Here is a 15,072-nt window from a genome sequence, read left to right as displayed (position 1 = left end):
ACTGTCGGGCCGTGGCTGGTTTGTTGAGCGCGATCGCCGCCCTGACCGCGACCGCCGCCCTCCCGGGCGGGGTCGTCGCCGAGGTGCGGCCCGACCCCAGCGGCGCCTCGGGGGTGATGCATGGCTCGGTCCAGATCGCCGCCCCGCAGAAGGCCGTCTGGGACACCCTGCGCGACTGCGCCCGCGCCGGCCGGATGTCGCCCAGCGTCCGCAGTTGCCGCGTCGTTCAGACCGATCCCGAAGGGCGTTGGGACGTGCGTGAGATGACCGTCCGCTGGGGCGTACTGACGCCCAGCTTCCGCACGGTGTTCCGCTCGGACTACGACCCGGCCGGCCGCATCCGCTTCCAGTGCGTAGACGGCGACATCGACTGCCGCGGCGAGTGGCGGCTACAGGCGACCGAGGACGGCGGGACGCGCGTCGCCTACGACAATCGCGCCACCTCGCCGTTCGACCTGCCGGCCGCGATCGGCCGCGCCGCGATGCGCCGCGACCTGGCCCGGGCGCTGAAGGGCCTCAAGCAGGAGGCCGAGGCCCGCGCGCGCTGATCCGCCGACGACATGACAGGACCGTAATCTTTCCGCCGCGATCGGCGGTGCTAGGGTCCGGCCACATACCATCCGGGAGCTGTTCATGACCCGTCCGGCCAAGGCGCTGTTCGTCGCCCTCGCGCTGTCGACCACCGCCCTCGTCCCCGCCGCCGCCTTGGCAAAGGCGGCCGCGCCCGCCGCCGTCTCGGTGCCGGCGATCCCCTACAAGAGCCGCACCCTGCCCAACGGCATGAAGGTGTTCTACGCCGTCGACCGGACCACGCCGAACGTGACGGTGCAGGTCTGGTACAGCGTCGGCTCGAAGGACGATCCGAACGGCCGCAGCGGCTTCGCCCACATGTTCGAACACCTGATGTTCAAGGCGACCAAGGACCTGCCGTCGGAGAGCATCGACCGCATGACCGAGGACGTGGGCGGTTTCAACAACGCCTTCACCGCCGACGACATGACCGCCTACTACGAGGTCATTCCCTCGAACCACCTCGAGCGGATGCTGTGGGCCGAGGCCAGCCGCCTGGGGTCGCTGGTCGTCGACGAGGCCAGCTTCAAGTCCGAACGCGACGTGGTGAAGGAGGAGCTCCGCCAGCGCGTGCTCGCCGATCCTTACGGCCGCTTCTTCCGCCTGGAGATCCCGAAGGCCTCCTACACCACCCATCCCTACAAGCGTCCGGGCATCGGCTCGATCGCCGAGCTGGACGCCGCCACCGTCGACGACGTCTTGGCTTTCCATGAGACCTACTACCGGCCGGACAACGCCGCGCTGATCGTGGTCGGCAACTTCGACGAGGCCCAGTTCAACGGCTGGGTCGACAAGTACTTCGCCCCGCTGAAGACCCCGTCGAAGCCCCTGCCCCGCGTGACGGTGAAGGAGCCCGCGCGCGCAGGCTCCAAGACCGTGACCGCCTACGCCCCGAACGTGCCGCTGCCGGCGCTGGCGATCACCTGGCAGGCGCCGGAAGCGGCCAGCAAGGACACCGCCGCCCTGTCGGTGCTGGACGCCATCCTGTCCGGCGGCAAGTCCTCGCGCCTGTACAACAGCCTGGTCTACGAGCAGCAGATCGCCGCCCAGGCCTTCTCCAACAACGACGGAAACGCCCAGCCCGGCCTGTTCATGGTCGGCGCCATCATGGCCGACGGGAAGACGGTGGAGGAGGGCCAGAAGGCGCTGCTGACCCAGGTCGCCCGCCTGCGCGACGCTCCGCCGACCGCGGCAGAGCTGGCCGAGGCCAAGACCGAGATGGTCGCCGGCGCGGTGCGCGAGCGCGAGACCATCGACGGCCGCGCCATGGCCCTGGGCCAAGCCTATGTGCTGGAGGGCGACGTGGCCAAGGCCAACACCGTCGTCGCCGACCTGGAGGCTGTAACCGCCGCCGACGTCCAGCGCGTCGCCAGGACCTACCTGGGCGAGGACCGGATGGTGGTCATCCGCTACCTCGACGAATCCAGGAAGACCGCCGACGCGCCGGCCGCGGCCGAAGCGCCGCCGCCGGTCGTGGCCTCGACCAAGTTCGCCGGCAAGGTCTGGACCCTGGATCCCGAGGACCGCCGCGCCAAACCGCCGGCCCTCGGCGCGCCGGTCACTCCGGTCCTGCCGAAGCCGTCGGAAACGACCCTGCCCAACGGCCTGCGCGTGATCGTGGCCCGCAGCAGCCAGCTGCCGCTGGTCAGCGCCCAGCTGAACGTCCTGGCCGGCGCCGCCACCGATCCGGACGGCAAGGCCGGCGCGGCCTCGATGATGGCCGAGCTGCTGACCGAGGGCACCGCGACCCGCAGCGCCACCCAGATCGCCAGCCAGACCGAGGCCCTGGGCGCCAATCTGTCGGCCGGCTCGGGCGTGGAGGCCTCGTCGGTGACGTTGAACGTCATGCCGCAGAACCTGAAGGCCTCCCTGGCCATCATGGCCGACGTCGCCCTGCACCCGGCCTTCGCCCAGGAGGAGATCGACCGCGTCCGCGACCAGAGCCTGGACGGGCTGAAGGTGGCGATGAAGCGGCCGGGCGCCGTGGCCGGCCTGGTCAGCGCGCCGGTGCTCTACGCCGGCACGCCCTACGGCCGCCCCGCCAACGGCACCCCGGAGTCCCTGCCCAAACTGACCCGCGACGACCTGGCCGCGGTCCACAAGGCCTGGTGGCGTCCGGACAACGCCGTGCTGGTGATCACCGGCGACATCTCGCCGGACCAGGGCTTCGCCCTCGCCCGCGAGGCCTTCGGCGGCTGGGCCAAGCCCGCGACGCCGCTGCCCGCCGCCCCCAAGGCCGACGCGATCGCCGCGCCGCGCAACGTGGTCGTCGACATCCCCTCCGCCGGCCAGGCGGCGGTGATCGTCACCCGCAGAGGGATCAAGCGGGACGACTCGCGCTACTACGCCGGCATGGTCGCAACCACGACGCTGGGCATCGGCTTCTCCTCGCGTCTGAACCAGGAGATCCGGATCAAGCGCGGCCTGGCCTATGGCGCCGGCGCCGGCCTGACCCCGCGGCGGGTGGTCGGCGGCTTCACCGCCACGACCCAGACCAAGAACGAGTCCGTGCCCGAGGTGGCGACCCTGATCCGCGAGGAGATGAAGGGCATGGCGACCCGTCCGGCGACATCCGCCGAGCTGGCCGCCCGCAAATCGGTGCTGATCGGCGACTTCGGCCGCGACATCGGCACCGCCGACGGTCTAGCCGGCATCCTCGGCGGCCTGGCGACCTACCGGATCGACCTGGGCGAACTGCAGGCCTACACCGGCAAGGTCGAGGCCGTCACGGCGCAGGACATCACGGCCTTCTCGGCCGACATCTTCGATCCGAGCAAGGCCAGCACGATCGTGGTCGGCGACGCCAAGCTGTTCGGCGCCAAGGCGGCGGAAGCGCTGCCCAACGCCGAGACCATCAAGATCGACGACCTGAAGCTCGACAGCCCGACCCTGAAATAGGTCAGGCCGCGACCACCTGGCCGGCGCGCACCGCGACCGGCCAGGGCGTCAGCCTCCGCCCCGCGCAGGGACCGGACAGGCAGACGCCGTCCTCGATCCGGAACAGGGCCCCGTGCCCGGCGCACAGGATCAGGTCGCCCTCGCGGGTCAGGTGGCGGCCGCTCGGCCCGGCCAGCGGCCAGCCGGCGTGCGGACAGCTGTCGACATAGCCGCGCACCTCGCCTGCCTGGCGCACCACGAAACCCGCGAACAGTCGATCCTCAGCGCGGAACCGGAAGTCCTTCGAACCGGGATCGGAAATCTCTTCCAGGCGGCAGAGGATGGTTCCCGCCGCCGGCATGGCGGGGTTCAAGTCGCGATTCAGGCCAGGCCCCCGACCGTGACCCGCCAGGGATCGACCGTCGACTGCTCGAACAGGCCGGCCTTCGTGTAGGGGTCTTCGGCGTGCAGCGCCTTGGCCGCCTCCAGCGACTCGACCTCGACGATCAGCAGCGAGCCGGCCATCGCGCCTTCCTCGGAGAGGAACGGACCGCCCAGCTTCACCACGCCGGGCTTGCCGGCCATCCAGTCCAGGTGCGCCTGGCGGGTGGCGGCGCGGATGGCGGCGCCTTCCTCGGGCTTGTCCTTCCACTGGATGACGAAGAGAGGCATGGCGGCTCCTAGTGCTCGGAACGGATGGGACGGTGCAGCAGGCCGCGGATGGCGTCGTCGACGGCGACCTCCCCGGCCAGGATGGCGGCGACGGCCTCGCAGATCGGCGTATCGACGCCCAGCTTGCGGGTCAGGTCGCGGACGGCCGGCGCGGAAGCGACCCCCTCGGCCACGGTGACCTTGCCGGCCAGGGCCTCCTCCAGCGTCTGCCCCTGGCCCAGGGCCAGGCCGACGCTCATGTTGCGCGACTGCGGACTGGAGCAGGTCAGGACCAGGTCGCCCAGGCCGCACAGGCCGGACACCGTCTCGGCCTCCCCGCCCAGGGCCTCGGCCACGCGGGTCATCTCGGCGAAACCGCGGGTGATCAGGGCGGCGTGGGCGCTGCGGCCCAGGCCCTTGCCCTCGGAGATGCCGCAGGCGATGGCCAGGACGTTCTTCAGAACGCCGCCGGTCTCAGCGCCTACGATGTCGGTGGCCAGGTAGGGCCGGAACTGCGGAGTGGCGATGGCCTCGGCCAGGGCGCGGGCCAGGCCTTCGTCCGGGCTCGCGACCGTGACGGCGGCGGGCAGGCCCCGCGCGACCTCCCCGGCGAAGCTGGGGCCGGACAGCACGGCGGGCGCCGCGTCGGGGATGGTCTCCCGCAGCACCTCGGCCATCAGGCTGAGGCTGCCCTGCTCCAGTCCCTTGCTGCACAGCATCACCGGCATGCCGTCGCGCAGGTGCGGGCGGATCGCCTCCAGCGTCTTGCGCATGTGCTGCGCCGGCGGCACGGCCAGGATGAAGTCGCAGGGCGCCAGGTCGGACAGCTCCGTCGTGGCGTCGATCGCCTCTTCCAGCGCGACGCCGGGCAGGAAGATCGGGTTCTCGTGGCGGCCGTTGATGGCCTCGACCACCTCCGGCTCGCGGGCCTGCAACGTCACGGCCAGGCCGGCGCGGGCGCAGACCTGGGCCATGGCCGTACCCCAGGCGCCGCCGCCGATGACCCCGGCGTACTTGAAGTCGCTCATGCCTTGGCGCCCTTTCGGCCGGGGACGTGGGTGGGGTTGGCGTTGGCGGCCGCCTGGTCCAGCGGCCAGCGCGGACGCGCCGCGGCGTCCAGCGGATCGGTCAGACCCAGCGCCAGCCGCTCGGCTCCCGCCAGCGCGATCATCGCGGCGTTGTCCGTACAGTACTTCAGCGGCGGGGCGTGGAAGTCGAAGCCGTGCTTGCGGCACAGAGTCTCCAGGCGCTCGCGGATGGCCCTGTTGGCGGCGACCCCGCCGGCGACCACGAAGCGCAGCGGCGTTCCGGCATGCTCGGCGGCATAGGCCTTCATCGCCTTCTCGGTGCGCTCGGCCAGCTGGCGGGCGATGGCGAACTGGACCGAGGCGGCCAGGTCGCGGCGATCCTCGTCGCTGGTCAGCCCCACGGCGGCGCGGGCGGCGGCGGTCTTCAGTCCCGAGAAGGAAAAGTCGAAACCCTCGCGCCCCAGCAGGGCGCGCGGCAGTTCGAACCGCTCCGGATTTCCGCCGACAGCCAGCTTCTCCAGCTCCGGCCCGCCCGGATAGGGCAGGCCCATGGTCTTGGCGATCTTGTCGAACGCCTCGCCCGCGGCGTCGTCGATCGTCGAGCCCAGCCGGCGGCAGGCGCCGACGCCCGCGACTTCGAGCAGCTGGCAGTGACCGCCGCTGACCAGCAGCAGCAGGAAGGGATAGGGGATGTCTGCGCCGAGCCGGGCCGAGACCGCGTGGCCTTCCAGATGGTTCACCGCCACAAGGGGCAGATCGCGGGCCAGCGAGACCGCCTTGCCGAAGCTCAGGCCGACCATCACCCCGCCGACCAGACCGGGTCCGGCCGTGGCGGCGACGCCGGACAGGTCGTCCCAACCGGCGCCGGCCTCGCCCATGGCGCGGGCGACGATGCCGTCGATCGACTCGACGTGCGCCCGGGCGGCGATTTCCGGCACCACGCCGCCATAGGGCTGGTGGTCGGCGATCTGACTGGCGATGACCGAGGACAGCACTTCGACATGGCCGTCATCGTCCCGCCGGACCACGGAGGCGGCGGTTTCGTCGCAGCTGGTTTCGATGCCGAGAACGGTGAGAACAGTCATGCCGGTTGCGGGTTGTGACCCCCTCCTATAGCAGCGGGGGCGAATTCCACCCCGAGGTAACGTTCCAGCCTTGCCCTCGCAACCTTCCATCCGGATCGGCACCCGCGGCTCGCGGCTCGCCCTGGCCCAGAGCGGCATGATGCGCGACCGTATCGTGACCGCCCTCGGCGCGTCGCTCGACCGCGCCGAAGAGGTCGCCCCCCTGGTCACGATCGTCACCACCGGCGACCGCATCCAGGACCGTCGCCTGCTCGAGGTCGGCGGCAAGGCGCTGTTCACCAAGGAGATCGAGGAGGCCCTGCTCGACGGCCGCATCGACGCCGCCGTGCATTCGATGAAGGACGTGCCGGCCATCCAGCCGGAGGGCCTGGACATCGCCGCCATCCCGGCGCGCGAGGATCCGCGCGACGCCTTCGTCTCGATCCATCACGCCTCGATCGCCGACCTGCCGAAGGGCGCGCGGCTCGGCACCGCGTCGCTGCGCCGCCAGGCGCAGGCGCTGTTCGTCCGCCCCGACCTGGACGTGGTGATGATCCGCGGCAACGTCGACACCCGGCTGGCCAAGCTGGAGCGCGGCGAGGCCGACGCCATCCTGCTGGCCGCCTCGGGCTTGAACCGCATGGGCCTGGGCGCCGTGCCGCGCGGCTTCCTTGACCCGATCGCCGCGCCCCCGGCTCCGGGGCAGGGCGCCCTGGCCATCCAGACCCGGATCGAGGATCGCGACGCGCCCTGGGTCAAGGCCCTGCGTTGCGAGACCACGACCGTCGCCGTGGCGGCCGAACGCGGCGCCCTGACCGCCCTGGAAGGCTCCTGCCGCACGGCCATGGGCGCCCATGCGCTGCTCGACGGCCGCCGCCTGCGACTGTTCGTCGAGGCCCTGGTCCCGGACGGCTCCCGCCGCTTCCGCCGCGAGGCCGAGATCGACCTGGGCGACGACCCGCGCGCCGAGGCGCACGCCCTGGGCCTGAAGCTGGGCCTGGAGGTCCGCGACGAGGGCGGCGAGGCGCTGGTTCTCAAAGATTGATCCGTCCGCGCGGCGGTTGCAGGGTGTCGGCATGGCGCAGGAAACGCTGACCGTCTGGATCACCCGCGCCGAACCGGGCGCCGCCGCCACGGCCCGTCGGGTCGCCGAGCAGGGCTGGCGGCCCGTCGTCTCTCCGCTGCTGGAAATCCGGCCGCTGCCGGACGCTCGCATCGACCTGGACGGCGTCGCGGCGCTCGCCTTCACCAGCGCCAACGGCGTCCGCGCCTTCGCCGAGATCAGCCCCGTCCGCGACATCCGCGTCTTCGCGGTCGGATCGGGAACCGCCGAAGCGGCCAAGATCGCCGGCTTTCGACAGGTCCTGTTCGCCGACGGCGACGTCGAGTCCCTGGCCGCCCGGATCGCCGCCCGGCGCAGCGAGCTGAGAGGCGTGGTGCTGAACCCCGGCGCGGCCGAACCAGCCGGCGACCTCGTCGGCGCCCTGGAGGCCGTCGGGGTCGAAGCCCGGCGCGTGGTGCTCTACGAGGCCGTGGTTTCTCCGCCCACGGCGGAGTTCCTGGAGCGGCTGCCCGAGCTGGATGTGGTGCTGCTGCATTCGCCCCGCGCGGCCAAGGCCTTGGCAGTCGCGCTGAGGGGCCGCGAGGTGTCCCATCTGCGGCTGGTCTGCCTCTCGGGGAACGTCGCCAAGCCGGTCGTCCGGATGAAAGTGCGCGAAGTCGCCCGCGCCCCGTTTCCCATTGAGGCGGCGCTGCTTAATCTCATCGGTCGAGGACCGTCGGTCACCCCCGAGAACCGACGCCGCCAAGGGACATTGAAGCAGAGGTCATGACCACCGCGCCCGATCCCGCCGAGATCACCCCGCCGACCGATCCCGCCGCCTACGGCCGCCGTCGCGGCAAACCGGGCTTCGCCTTCTGGGCCGGCGTGGTCGGAGCCGTCGTCTGTGTCGGAGCCGGGTTCGCGCTGGCGCAATACCTGCCGCGCCTGCGCGTCGATCCGTCTTCGCCGCCGCCCGTCGAGGCGCCGGCCATGCCCGCCGCGCCGGTGGAGACCGCTCCGGCGCAGACCTTCGTCCCGGCGATTCCCGCAGAGCCCGTCGCGCCGCCATCCGTCGACATCACGGCCCTGGAAGACCGCATCGCCGCCCTGGAGGCCGGCCAGAACCGGGCGGTCAACGCCGCCGCCGCCGCCCTGGCGGCGGCGACCCTGGCCGACGCCGCCGAGCGCTCGGGTCCGTTCCAGCCTGAACTGGCCGCCCTGAGCCGCCTGCTGCCGACCTCGGCGGAGGTGCGGGCCCTGACGCCCTACGCCGACACCGGCGCCCCCAGCCGGACGACCCTGGCCGGCGAGTACGACGCCGCCGCGGCCCAGGCCGCCGTCGCCGCACGCGACCCCGGCAAGCGGGGCGCGGTGCTCGACCAGATGATCCATGCGCTCTCCTCGATCGTCACCATCCGACGGGTCGGCGACACCGCCGGCGACAGTCCCGACGCCTTGCTGGCGCGGGCCGGCCAGAGCGTGGCCGAAGGCGATGTCGAAGGCGCGCTGAAGACCCTGCGCGGCCTGCCGCCCAAGGCCGCCCAGGCGATGAGGCCCTGGACGACCCGGGCGCAGCAGCGCGTCGCCGTCGACCGCCAGGTCGCGGCGATCCGCGCCGTCGCCCTGTCCGACCTGATGGCCTCCGCCCGGGAGCCGTCATGATCCGGGCCGCGATCGTCATCTTCCTGATCGCCGCGGTCGGCGTCACCGCCCTGGCGTTGCTGGGCGACGCGGGCGAGGCCCACCTGATCTGGCGCGGCTGGCGCGTGGACATGACCGCCGCCGCCGCCGCCCTGCTGGTCCTGTTCGTGTCGCTGCTGGCGACGATCTTCTGGAGCGGCGTCAAATGGATCTTCGAAGCGCCGCGCCGCGCCGCCAAGGCCCGGGCCGAGACCAGGCGCAAACAGGGGGCCGAAGTGCTCGCCCGGGGCTTCCTGGCCGCTGCGGCCGGCGACGGCTCCGAAGCGCGACGCCTGGCGCAGAAGTCGGCTGAGCTGGCCGACGACGCTCCGGCCCTGGTCCGCGTCCTGGCCGCTCAGTCGGCTGAGGCCGCCGGCGACCTGCCCGCCGCCAAGGCCGCCTATTCCGCCATGCTCGGCTTTCCGGAGATGAGACTCGCGGGCCTGAAGGGCCTGATGCAGACCGCCCTGGCGGAGGGCGACCGCGAGGCCGCGCTGCGACACGCCCAGAGCGCCTACGGCCTGGCCAAGACCGCGCGCTGGGCCTGGCGCGCGCTGCTCGAGGCCCGGCTGGAAGCCGGCGACTGGGCCGCGGCCCTGGAGCTGATCGCCGGCGCCCAGGATCGCAAGATCGTCTCGCCGATCGTCGCCGACCGCACCCGCGCCGCCCTGCTGGCCGCCTCCGCCGCCAGTTTCGAGACCAGCCCGGACGAACGCGCCCGGGGTCAGGCCGAGAGCTATGCCCTGCAGGCCGTGAAGCTGAAGCCGGACTTCGCCCCCGGCGTGGTGATGGCCGCCCGGCTGTTGGCGGACAACGGCAAGGGCGGCAAGGCCTCCTCGCTGATCGAGACGGCCTGGAAGAGCGCCCCGCATCCGGCGCTCTGGCTCGCCTACCGTGACCTCAAGACCCGCGAGACCCCGCGCGAGCGGTCGCGCCGCCTGGCGGCGCTGGCGGCGCTCAATCCCGACGTCCGCGAGAGCCGCATCCTCGGCGTCGAGCAGGCCCTGATCGCCGGCGACGTTCCTGCCGCCCGAGCCGGCGCCAAGGCGCTTGAAAGCGAGCCGCTCACCCGCCGTCTGGCCGGGCTGCAGGCCCGCGCCGCCAACGCCGCCGGCGCCGTCGACGAGGCCCGCGCCTGGGTCGCTCGCGGCGTCGCCGCCCCGCAGGAGCCGGATTGGTCGGACCTTGACCCCGAGGGCCGCGCCTTCGCCTACAGGCCCGAGGACTGGACCCGGCTGGTGGCCACCTATGGCGAGACAGGGGAGCTGATCCATCCCCGGCTGGAACGCGCAGAACGCTCGATCAGCGACCTGCCGGAGCTGCCGGCCGCCTATGTCGAATCGACTGCCTTCGTGCGGGCCGCCGAGGGCGAGACGCCGATCATGCCGATCCCGGACGATCCCGGCGTGCTCGACTACGCCCGTCCCGCCGCCGATGAACCGCCCCCGCCGCCGCGTCCTCCGAGCGCGCCGCGTCGACGGCGCTTGGCAAGCGCGAGCCGCCCCGCTAAATAGGCCCTCCTTCGGGGACATCCTCCTTAGAGGGCCGCCTTAGCTCAGCCGGTAGAGCGGCGCATTCGTAATGCGTAGGTCAGGTGTTCGAGTCACCTAGGCGGCACCACTCCCCTTCTTCTTCCATCAGCGCCGGCCGCGTCCGTTCGGACGCAGGAACGCAGCGATGAGCTCTTCCCTTCCCGTTCGCACGGTCGCGGTCATCGGGGGCGGTCCCGCCGGACTGATCGCCGCCGAGACCCTGGCGCGCGCCGGCGTCGCCGTGATCGTCCATGAGAAGATGCCGACCTTCGGGCGCAAGCTGCTGATGGCCGGCCGCGGCGGCCTGAACCTCACCCATTCCGAGGACCTGCCCGCCTTCAAGGCGCGCTACGCCGCCGCCGAACCTCGCCTCGAACCTCTGATCGACGCCTTCCCGCCCGACGCCCTGCGCGCCTGGTCCCGCGATCTCGGCCAGGAGACCTTCGTCGGCAGCAGCGGCCGGGTGTTTCCCAAGGCGATGAAGGCCTCGCCCCTGCTGCGCGCCTGGCTCCGGCGGCTGGAATCGCTGGGCGTCGAGCTGCGGACACGCTCTGAATGGCGCGGTTGGGCGGACGACGGCGCGCTGCGGTTCATCGAGCCGGACGGCGAGCGGATAGAGCGGCCGGACGCCGTGATCCTGGCTCTCGGCGGCGCCAGCTGGGCGAAACTGGGCTCGGACGGCGGCTGGACGGACCGGCTGGCGGCGTACGGCGTGGCTCTGGCGCCCTTCCGCCCCGCCAACAGCGGCTTTCTCGTCGCCTGGACCGACCTGTTCCGCGAGCGCTTCGCCGGCCAGCCGATCAAGAGCGCGGCTTTCTCGACCGGCGGCCGGACCGTCCGCGGCGACGCGGTCATCGCCGGCTATGGCCTGGAGGGCGGTGCGATCTACGCCCTGTCCGCCGACCTGCGCGACGCGATCCAGGCCGGCGGCGCCGTCACGCTGACGATCGACCTGCGCCCCGACCTGACCCGCCAGGCCCTGACCGGCCGGCTGCACAAAGGCGGCAAGGGGCTGTCCGCCGCCAACCTGCTGCGCAAGGCCGCCCGCCTGTCGCCGCTGGAAACCAACCTGTTGCGCGAGGGCCATGGCGTCGCCCTGCCCGCCGAGCCTGGCGCGCTGGCGGAGGCGATCAAGGCCGTTTCCCTGACCCTGACAGCCTGCGCGCCCATCGACCGCGCCATCTCCACCGCCGGCGGCGTCGCCTGGGACGGCGTCGCCGAGGACCTGTCGCTCAAGGCGGTCCCCGACGTGTTCGTCGCCGGCGAGATGCTGGACTGGGAGGCGCCGACCGGCGGCTATCTGCTGCAGGCCTGTTTCGCCACGGGAATCGCGGCGGCCAGGGGCGTGCTCGCCCGCTTCCGGATCTAGTGGGCTTGAGCCCTAGTGGGTTTGGGCGAAGACCACGCCGACCATGACCGCGGCGTACTGCACGGCGGCGCCGGCCACGACGTGCCCATGCCAGACCGCCCGGCGGAACTTCAGCTTCTTCATCAGGTAGAAGACCACGCCGGTGGAATAGATCACGCCGCCGATGCCCAGCAGCAGCATGGCGACCCAGCTCATGCCGTCGATCATCGGCTTGATCGCGACCAGCACGATCCAGCCCAAGGCCATGTACAGCGCCACCCAGAAGCCGCGGCCCAGCCCGGGCAGGAACAGCTTCCCGGCCGCGCCGGCCAGGGCCAGGATCCAGACCGCCGTGGTCATGCCGATCGACCAGGCGCCGCTCAGGTTCTGGGTCGTAAACGGCGTGTAGGAGCCGGCGATCATCAGGAAGATGCCCGCATGGTCCAGCCGACGCAGCACCGGCCGCCAGTTCCACTTGCCGAAGTTGTAAGCCAGCGAACAGCCGAGCATGGTCATCAGGCCCAGGGCGTAGACCCCGATCGCCGCCGTCTGGCCCAGCGAGCCGAAGCCCACCGACAGGCCCAGCAGGATGCCGCCGCCGAACAGGGCGAAGGCCAGGCCGACGATGTGCACGACAAGGTCGGCGCACTTGGCGCCGGCGGTCGGATAGTGGGTGGCGATCGTCTGGTCGGTCATGGGCGGGCACCTTAGAGCGCGGCGAAGGCGGGTTGAAGACCTCCGCGGGCAACAGTTGGCGCCCAATTGTTACAGCTTGAAGGCCGCCAGCCGCTCGTAGTGGGGCCGCGCCGCATCGGCGATCCGCCGCAGATCGTCGCTCAGGGCGGGTGGCGCGGTCTCGTCCGGCGGCGGACCGAAGCCGGTCGAACGCTCGACGGCGTCATACCAGGCCGGCGCCCAGACCCCGTCGCTGGCGCGAGGTCCGGGGGGCCAGGCGAGCATGGCGTCGTCGAAGGGGATGCCGACCGCCGCACAGAGCGCGGACAGCTTGCCGCGGGCGTCAGCCAGGACGTCGCGCCCCTCGATCACCGGCGGCGCGGCGCCCAAACGGTCGGCTTCGCGTTCGAACAGCTCGCGCTGGCGCTCGACGCCGATCTCGGCCAGCGAGACCTCGCCCCGCTTGACGACATAGGACGCCAGCACCCGCGCCGGATCGCGGATCAGGAAGGCCTGGCGGCAGCTTCGCGACCAGTCGAGCCCGAACCCGTCCAGCATGTGGTGGGTCATATGCTTCTGGTACCAGACCGGCCGCGCGCCGGGGACCGGACCAACCAGGCTGTCCGCCACCGCCCGCCAGTCCGTCGGCTGGCTGGCCAGCACCTCGTCCCGCATCGGGTGGTCCAGCCCGGTCGCGGCCAGGTAGGCGGCGTAGAAGGGCTCATCGCTGACCGCCGCGTCGGGCCGGTTCTCGAAACTGCGCATCATCGCCGTGGAGATGTTCCGCGGCCCGGACCACATGCAGATGCGGATGGCGTCGCTCACAGGCCTGCGTCCCGATCCTTGAGCTGGTCGTAGAGCGCCCGCAGCTGCGTCGTCCGCGGCCCAGGCAGCGCCAGAGGCAGGGTCCGACCATCGATCTCGCGCACCGGCGTCAGGCCGCCGAAGGTGCCGGTGACGAAGGCCTCGTCGGCGTCGCGGGCGTCTTCGACCGGGAAGTTTCCGAGGCGCAGCGGAATCTTCGCCTCCCGGCACAGGGCGATGACATTGCCGCGGGTGACGCCGTTGAAGCAGAACTCGCCCGTCGACGTCCGCACCTCGCCGTCCTTGACCCAGAAGAAGTTTGTGGCGTTGCAGCTCGAGACCCAGCCGTCCGGATCCAGCATCAGGGCCTCGTCCGCGCCCGCCCGGATGGCCTCGTTCAGGGCGATGATCAGGTTCAGCCGGCTATGGCTGTTCAGGCGCATGTCGAACATGTGCGCCGGGGTGCAGCGGATGCCGACCGTGGCCAGCTTCAGCCCCTGGGTGACGACGGCCGGGCTCGGAACCTTCCACTCCGCCAGGATCACGATCGTCGGCCGGCCCAGTGCATTGCGCGGATCCTGGTTGGCGCCGGTCTTCTCGCCCCGCGTCGCCATCAGCCGCAGGTGGACCCCGTCCTCCATCCGATTGGCGCGCAGCAGATCGTTCAGGGCGTCGGTCAACTGCGACCGGGACATCTTCAGGTCCAGGTCGATGGCGTCCGCGCCCTGGTAGAGCCGGTCGAGATGGGTCTCCAGGAACAGCAGCCGGCCCCTGTGCAGACGTAGCCCCTCCCAGACGCCGTCGCCGACCACGAAGCCGGCGTCGAACACCGACACCCGGGCCTCGTCCCGCGAGACCAGCTTGCCGTTCAGCCAGATGCGGGCGGTCGCATTGCGGGGGTCGGCGGCGAAGTCCTGGCTTCCAGCCATGGGTCAGGCTCCCGGAATGGGTCCAAAGGCGTCGGCGAGGCTGGCCTCGTCGACGCCGTCGAGTTCGATCTGTTTGAGGCGGCCGGTCTCGCCGGCGGCGATGCGGACGGCCGATTTGGCGAGGCCCAGCCGCTTGGCGAGCAGAGCCGTCAGCGCGGCGTTGGCTTCGCCCTCGACCGGCGGGGCGGAGACTCTGGCTTTCAGGTGCGGGCGGCCGTCGACGCCGACCGCCCAGCCGTCGATCGCATCCCGTCCCCCGCGCGGCGTCAGGCGGACGGCGACGCGCACGGTCAGGAGACGATGTTCAGGAGGGTGTTTCCGGCCGCCGGCAGCAGGAAGCGGCGCACGCCTTCGATCAGCAGGATGACGATGATCGGGCTGATGTCGACGCCGCCGAGGTTCGGCAGGATGCGCTGGATCGGACGGAGCACCGGCCGGGTGATCGCGTCGAGGAAGTGGGCGACCGAATAGACGAAGCGATTGCGCAGGTTGATGACGTCGAAGGCCACCAGCCAGGAAAGGATCGCGTTCACGATCAACGCTAGCACCAGCAGTCCCAGCACCGCATCGAGGAGCCAGAAGACGAATTGTATGAGGGCGGCCATGAACACGGGTTCCGATCAATTGTCCCTGCCGCTTCTATCCGCCGCGCCGAAAGGCAGCAAGGCGCGCGGTCCCGCTTGACAGTCGGAGGCCTCCAGCCGTATGTGCCGCCCTCTTCTCTCGCCTGAGAGGGGGCCGTAGCTCAGTTGGTAGAGCGCCTCGTTCGCAATGAGGAGGTCAGGGGTTCGACTCCCCTCGGCTCCACCAGGTCTTCCTGGTCAAGACCGGCGAAGAAGACCCCTCCCTATCCTGTCAGTCTTGGTCAGCTA

General features: G+C 71.7%; 16 protein-coding genes and 2 tRNA genes. 9 read left to right on the top strand and 9 right to left on the bottom strand.

All coding sequences use genetic code 11. From position 1 onward, the window contains the following. The first annotated feature begins 23 nt into the window (after window positions 1-23). Both CSW64_RS00605 and CSW64_RS00600 read left to right on the top strand, forming a co-directional pair. Window positions 24-548 carry an SRPBCC family protein gene (locus tag CSW64_RS00605; RefSeq protein ID WP_099620266.1) on the top strand — a complete coding sequence of 175 codons (525 nt, stop codon included), beginning with the start codon at window positions 24-26 and terminating at the stop codon, window positions 546-548. A gap of 85 nt (window positions 549-633) precedes the next feature. After that, window positions 634-3,468, top strand: coding sequence for a M16 family metallopeptidase (locus CSW64_RS00600; protein ID WP_099620265.1), 2,835 nt, complete (start codon window positions 634-636; stop codon window positions 3,466-3,468). 1 nt (window position 3,469) lies between these two features. Here the strand turns inward: CSW64_RS00600 and CSW64_RS00595 are convergent, their stop codons facing one another. From CSW64_RS00595 to tsaD, 4 genes are read right to left on the bottom strand one after another with little or no spacing between them, the layout of a single operon-like run. Further along, on the bottom strand, window positions 3,470-3,808 hold the full coding sequence (locus CSW64_RS00595; protein ID WP_099620264.1) for a Rieske (2Fe-2S) protein: 339 nt from the start codon (window positions 3,806-3,808) through the stop codon (window positions 3,470-3,472). A gap of 20 nt (window positions 3,809-3,828) precedes the next feature. Beyond that, window positions 3,829-4,119, bottom strand: a complete 291-nt coding sequence (locus tag CSW64_RS00590) for a YciI family protein (RefSeq protein WP_099620263.1) — start codon at window positions 4,117-4,119, stop codon at window positions 3,829-3,831. Between the two features lie 8 nt (window positions 4,120-4,127). After that, the gene (locus CSW64_RS00585; protein ID WP_099620262.1) at window positions 4,128-5,126 is read right to left on the bottom strand and encodes an NAD(P)H-dependent glycerol-3-phosphate dehydrogenase; all 999 of its coding nucleotides are present in this window, start codon (window positions 5,124-5,126) and stop codon (window positions 4,128-4,130) included. Then, window positions 5,123-6,211 carry a tRNA (adenosine(37)-N6)-threonylcarbamoyltransferase complex transferase subunit TsaD gene (gene tsaD, locus CSW64_RS00580; protein ID WP_099620261.1) on the bottom strand — a complete coding sequence of 363 codons (1,089 nt, stop codon included), beginning with the start codon at window positions 6,209-6,211 and terminating at the stop codon, window positions 5,123-5,125. Before tsaD ends, CSW64_RS00585 begins: the two co-directional genes overlap by 4 nt. 70 nt (window positions 6,212-6,281) lie before the next feature. Here tsaD and hemC point away from each other — a divergent pair, with 70 nt between their 5' ends. The 6 genes from hemC to CSW64_RS00550 all read left to right on the top strand — a co-directional run bounded on the left by hemC (window position 6,282) and on the right by CSW64_RS00550 (window position 11,813). Then, entirely contained in the window at window positions 6,282-7,235 is a 954-nt protein-coding gene (hemC, locus tag CSW64_RS00575; RefSeq protein ID WP_099620260.1) for a hydroxymethylbilane synthase, read from the top strand. Between the two features lie 31 nt (window positions 7,236-7,266). Beyond that, window positions 7,267-8,022 carry a uroporphyrinogen-III synthase gene (locus tag CSW64_RS00570; RefSeq protein ID WP_099620259.1) on the top strand — a complete coding sequence of 252 codons (756 nt, stop codon included), beginning with the start codon at window positions 7,267-7,269 and terminating at the stop codon, window positions 8,020-8,022. Continuing rightward, window positions 8,019-8,894 carry a COG4223 family protein gene (locus tag CSW64_RS00565; RefSeq protein ID WP_099620258.1) on the top strand — a complete coding sequence of 292 codons (876 nt, stop codon included), beginning with the start codon at window positions 8,019-8,021 and terminating at the stop codon, window positions 8,892-8,894. The genes CSW64_RS00570 and CSW64_RS00565 overlap by 4 nt, the downstream gene beginning before the upstream one ends. Beyond that, on the top strand, window positions 8,891-10,426 hold the full coding sequence (locus tag CSW64_RS00560; RefSeq protein ID WP_099620257.1) for a heme biosynthesis protein HemY: 1,536 nt from the start codon (window positions 8,891-8,893) through the stop codon (window positions 10,424-10,426). Before CSW64_RS00565 ends, CSW64_RS00560 begins: the two co-directional genes overlap by 4 nt. Before the next feature lie 30 nt (window positions 10,427-10,456). Continuing rightward, window positions 10,457-10,532 (top strand) — tRNA-Thr (locus tag CSW64_RS00555). Window positions 10,533-10,589: 57 nt separating this feature from the next. After that, entirely contained in the window at window positions 10,590-11,813 is a 1,224-nt protein-coding gene (locus CSW64_RS00550) for a TIGR03862 family flavoprotein (RefSeq protein ID WP_099620256.1), read from the top strand. Window positions 11,814-11,825: 12 nt separating this feature from the next. Here the strand turns inward: CSW64_RS00550 and trhA are convergent, their stop codons facing one another. The 5 genes from trhA to CSW64_RS00525 all read right to left on the bottom strand — a co-directional run bounded on the left by trhA (window position 11,826) and on the right by CSW64_RS00525 (window position 14,805). Beyond that, window positions 11,826-12,488: a PAQR family membrane homeostasis protein TrhA gene (gene trhA, locus CSW64_RS00545; RefSeq protein ID WP_099620255.1), complete on the bottom strand. Its 663-nt coding sequence runs from the start codon at window positions 12,486-12,488 to the stop codon at window positions 11,826-11,828. 69 nt (window positions 12,489-12,557) lie between these two features. Next, window positions 12,558-13,292, bottom strand: a complete 735-nt coding sequence (locus CSW64_RS00540; protein ID WP_099620254.1) for a sulfotransferase-like domain-containing protein — start codon at window positions 13,290-13,292, stop codon at window positions 12,558-12,560. Beyond that, a complete protein-coding gene (locus CSW64_RS00535; protein WP_099620253.1) occupies window positions 13,289-14,200 on the bottom strand; it encodes an aminotransferase class IV in 912 nt (303 codons plus the stop codon). The genes CSW64_RS00540 and CSW64_RS00535 overlap by 4 nt, the downstream gene beginning before the upstream one ends. Window positions 14,201-14,203: 3 nt before the next feature. After that, entirely contained in the window at window positions 14,204-14,488 is a 285-nt protein-coding gene (locus tag CSW64_RS00530) for a DUF167 family protein (protein ID WP_099620252.1), read from the bottom strand. 2 nt (window positions 14,489-14,490) lie between these two features. Next, window positions 14,491-14,805: a YggT family protein gene (locus CSW64_RS00525; RefSeq protein WP_099624060.1), complete on the bottom strand. Its 315-nt coding sequence runs from the start codon at window positions 14,803-14,805 to the stop codon at window positions 14,491-14,493. A 129-nt stretch (window positions 14,806-14,934) separates the two neighbouring features. On the opposite strand from CSW64_RS00525, the gene CSW64_RS00520 reads away from it, so the two are divergent. Further along, window positions 14,935-15,010: transfer RNA gene (locus CSW64_RS00520), tRNA-Ala, on the top strand. Window positions 15,011-15,072: the final 62 nt, after the last annotated feature.

Source organism: Caulobacter mirabilis (assembly GCF_002749615.1).
GTDB lineage: Bacteria > Pseudomonadota > Alphaproteobacteria > Caulobacterales > Caulobacteraceae > Caulobacter > Caulobacter mirabilis.
The sequence above is the reverse complement of the archived record's forward strand: the minus strand, read 5'-3'. Positions and strand labels throughout refer to the sequence as shown.

Coding starts and splice junctions, on each gene's coding strand:
- CSW64_RS00535 (WP_099620253.1), bottom strand. CDS start 14,200: ATGGCTGGAAGCCAGGACTTCGCCGCCGACCCCCGCAATGCGACCGCC.
- tsaD (WP_099620261.1), bottom strand. CDS start 6,211: ATGACTGTTCTCACCGTTCTCGGCATCGAAACCAGCTGCGACGAAACC.
- CSW64_RS00590 (WP_099620263.1), bottom strand. CDS start 4,119: ATGCCTCTCTTCGTCATCCAGTGGAAGGACAAGCCCGAGGAAGGCGCC.
- CSW64_RS00565 (WP_099620258.1), top strand. CDS start 8,019: ATGACCACCGCGCCCGATCCCGCCGAGATCACCCCGCCGACCGATCCC.
- CSW64_RS00550 (WP_099620256.1), top strand. CDS start 10,590: ATGAGCTCTTCCCTTCCCGTTCGCACGGTCGCGGTCATCGGGGGCGGT.
- CSW64_RS00585 (WP_099620262.1), bottom strand. CDS start 5,126: ATGAGCGACTTCAAGTACGCCGGGGTCATCGGCGGCGGCGCCTGGGGT.
- CSW64_RS00595 (WP_099620264.1), bottom strand. CDS start 3,808: ATGCCGGCGGCGGGAACCATCCTCTGCCGCCTGGAAGAGATTTCCGAT.
- CSW64_RS00600 (WP_099620265.1), top strand. CDS start 634: ATGACCCGTCCGGCCAAGGCGCTGTTCGTCGCCCTCGCGCTGTCGACC.
- CSW64_RS00570 (WP_099620259.1), top strand. CDS start 7,267: ATGGCGCAGGAAACGCTGACCGTCTGGATCACCCGCGCCGAACCGGGC.
- CSW64_RS00560 (WP_099620257.1), top strand. CDS start 8,891: ATGATCCGGGCCGCGATCGTCATCTTCCTGATCGCCGCGGTCGGCGTC.
- trhA (WP_099620255.1), bottom strand. CDS start 12,488: ATGACCGACCAGACGATCGCCACCCACTATCCGACCGCCGGCGCCAAG.
- CSW64_RS00525 (WP_099624060.1), bottom strand. CDS start 14,805: ATGGCCGCCCTCATACAATTCGTCTTCTGGCTCCTCGATGCGGTGCTG.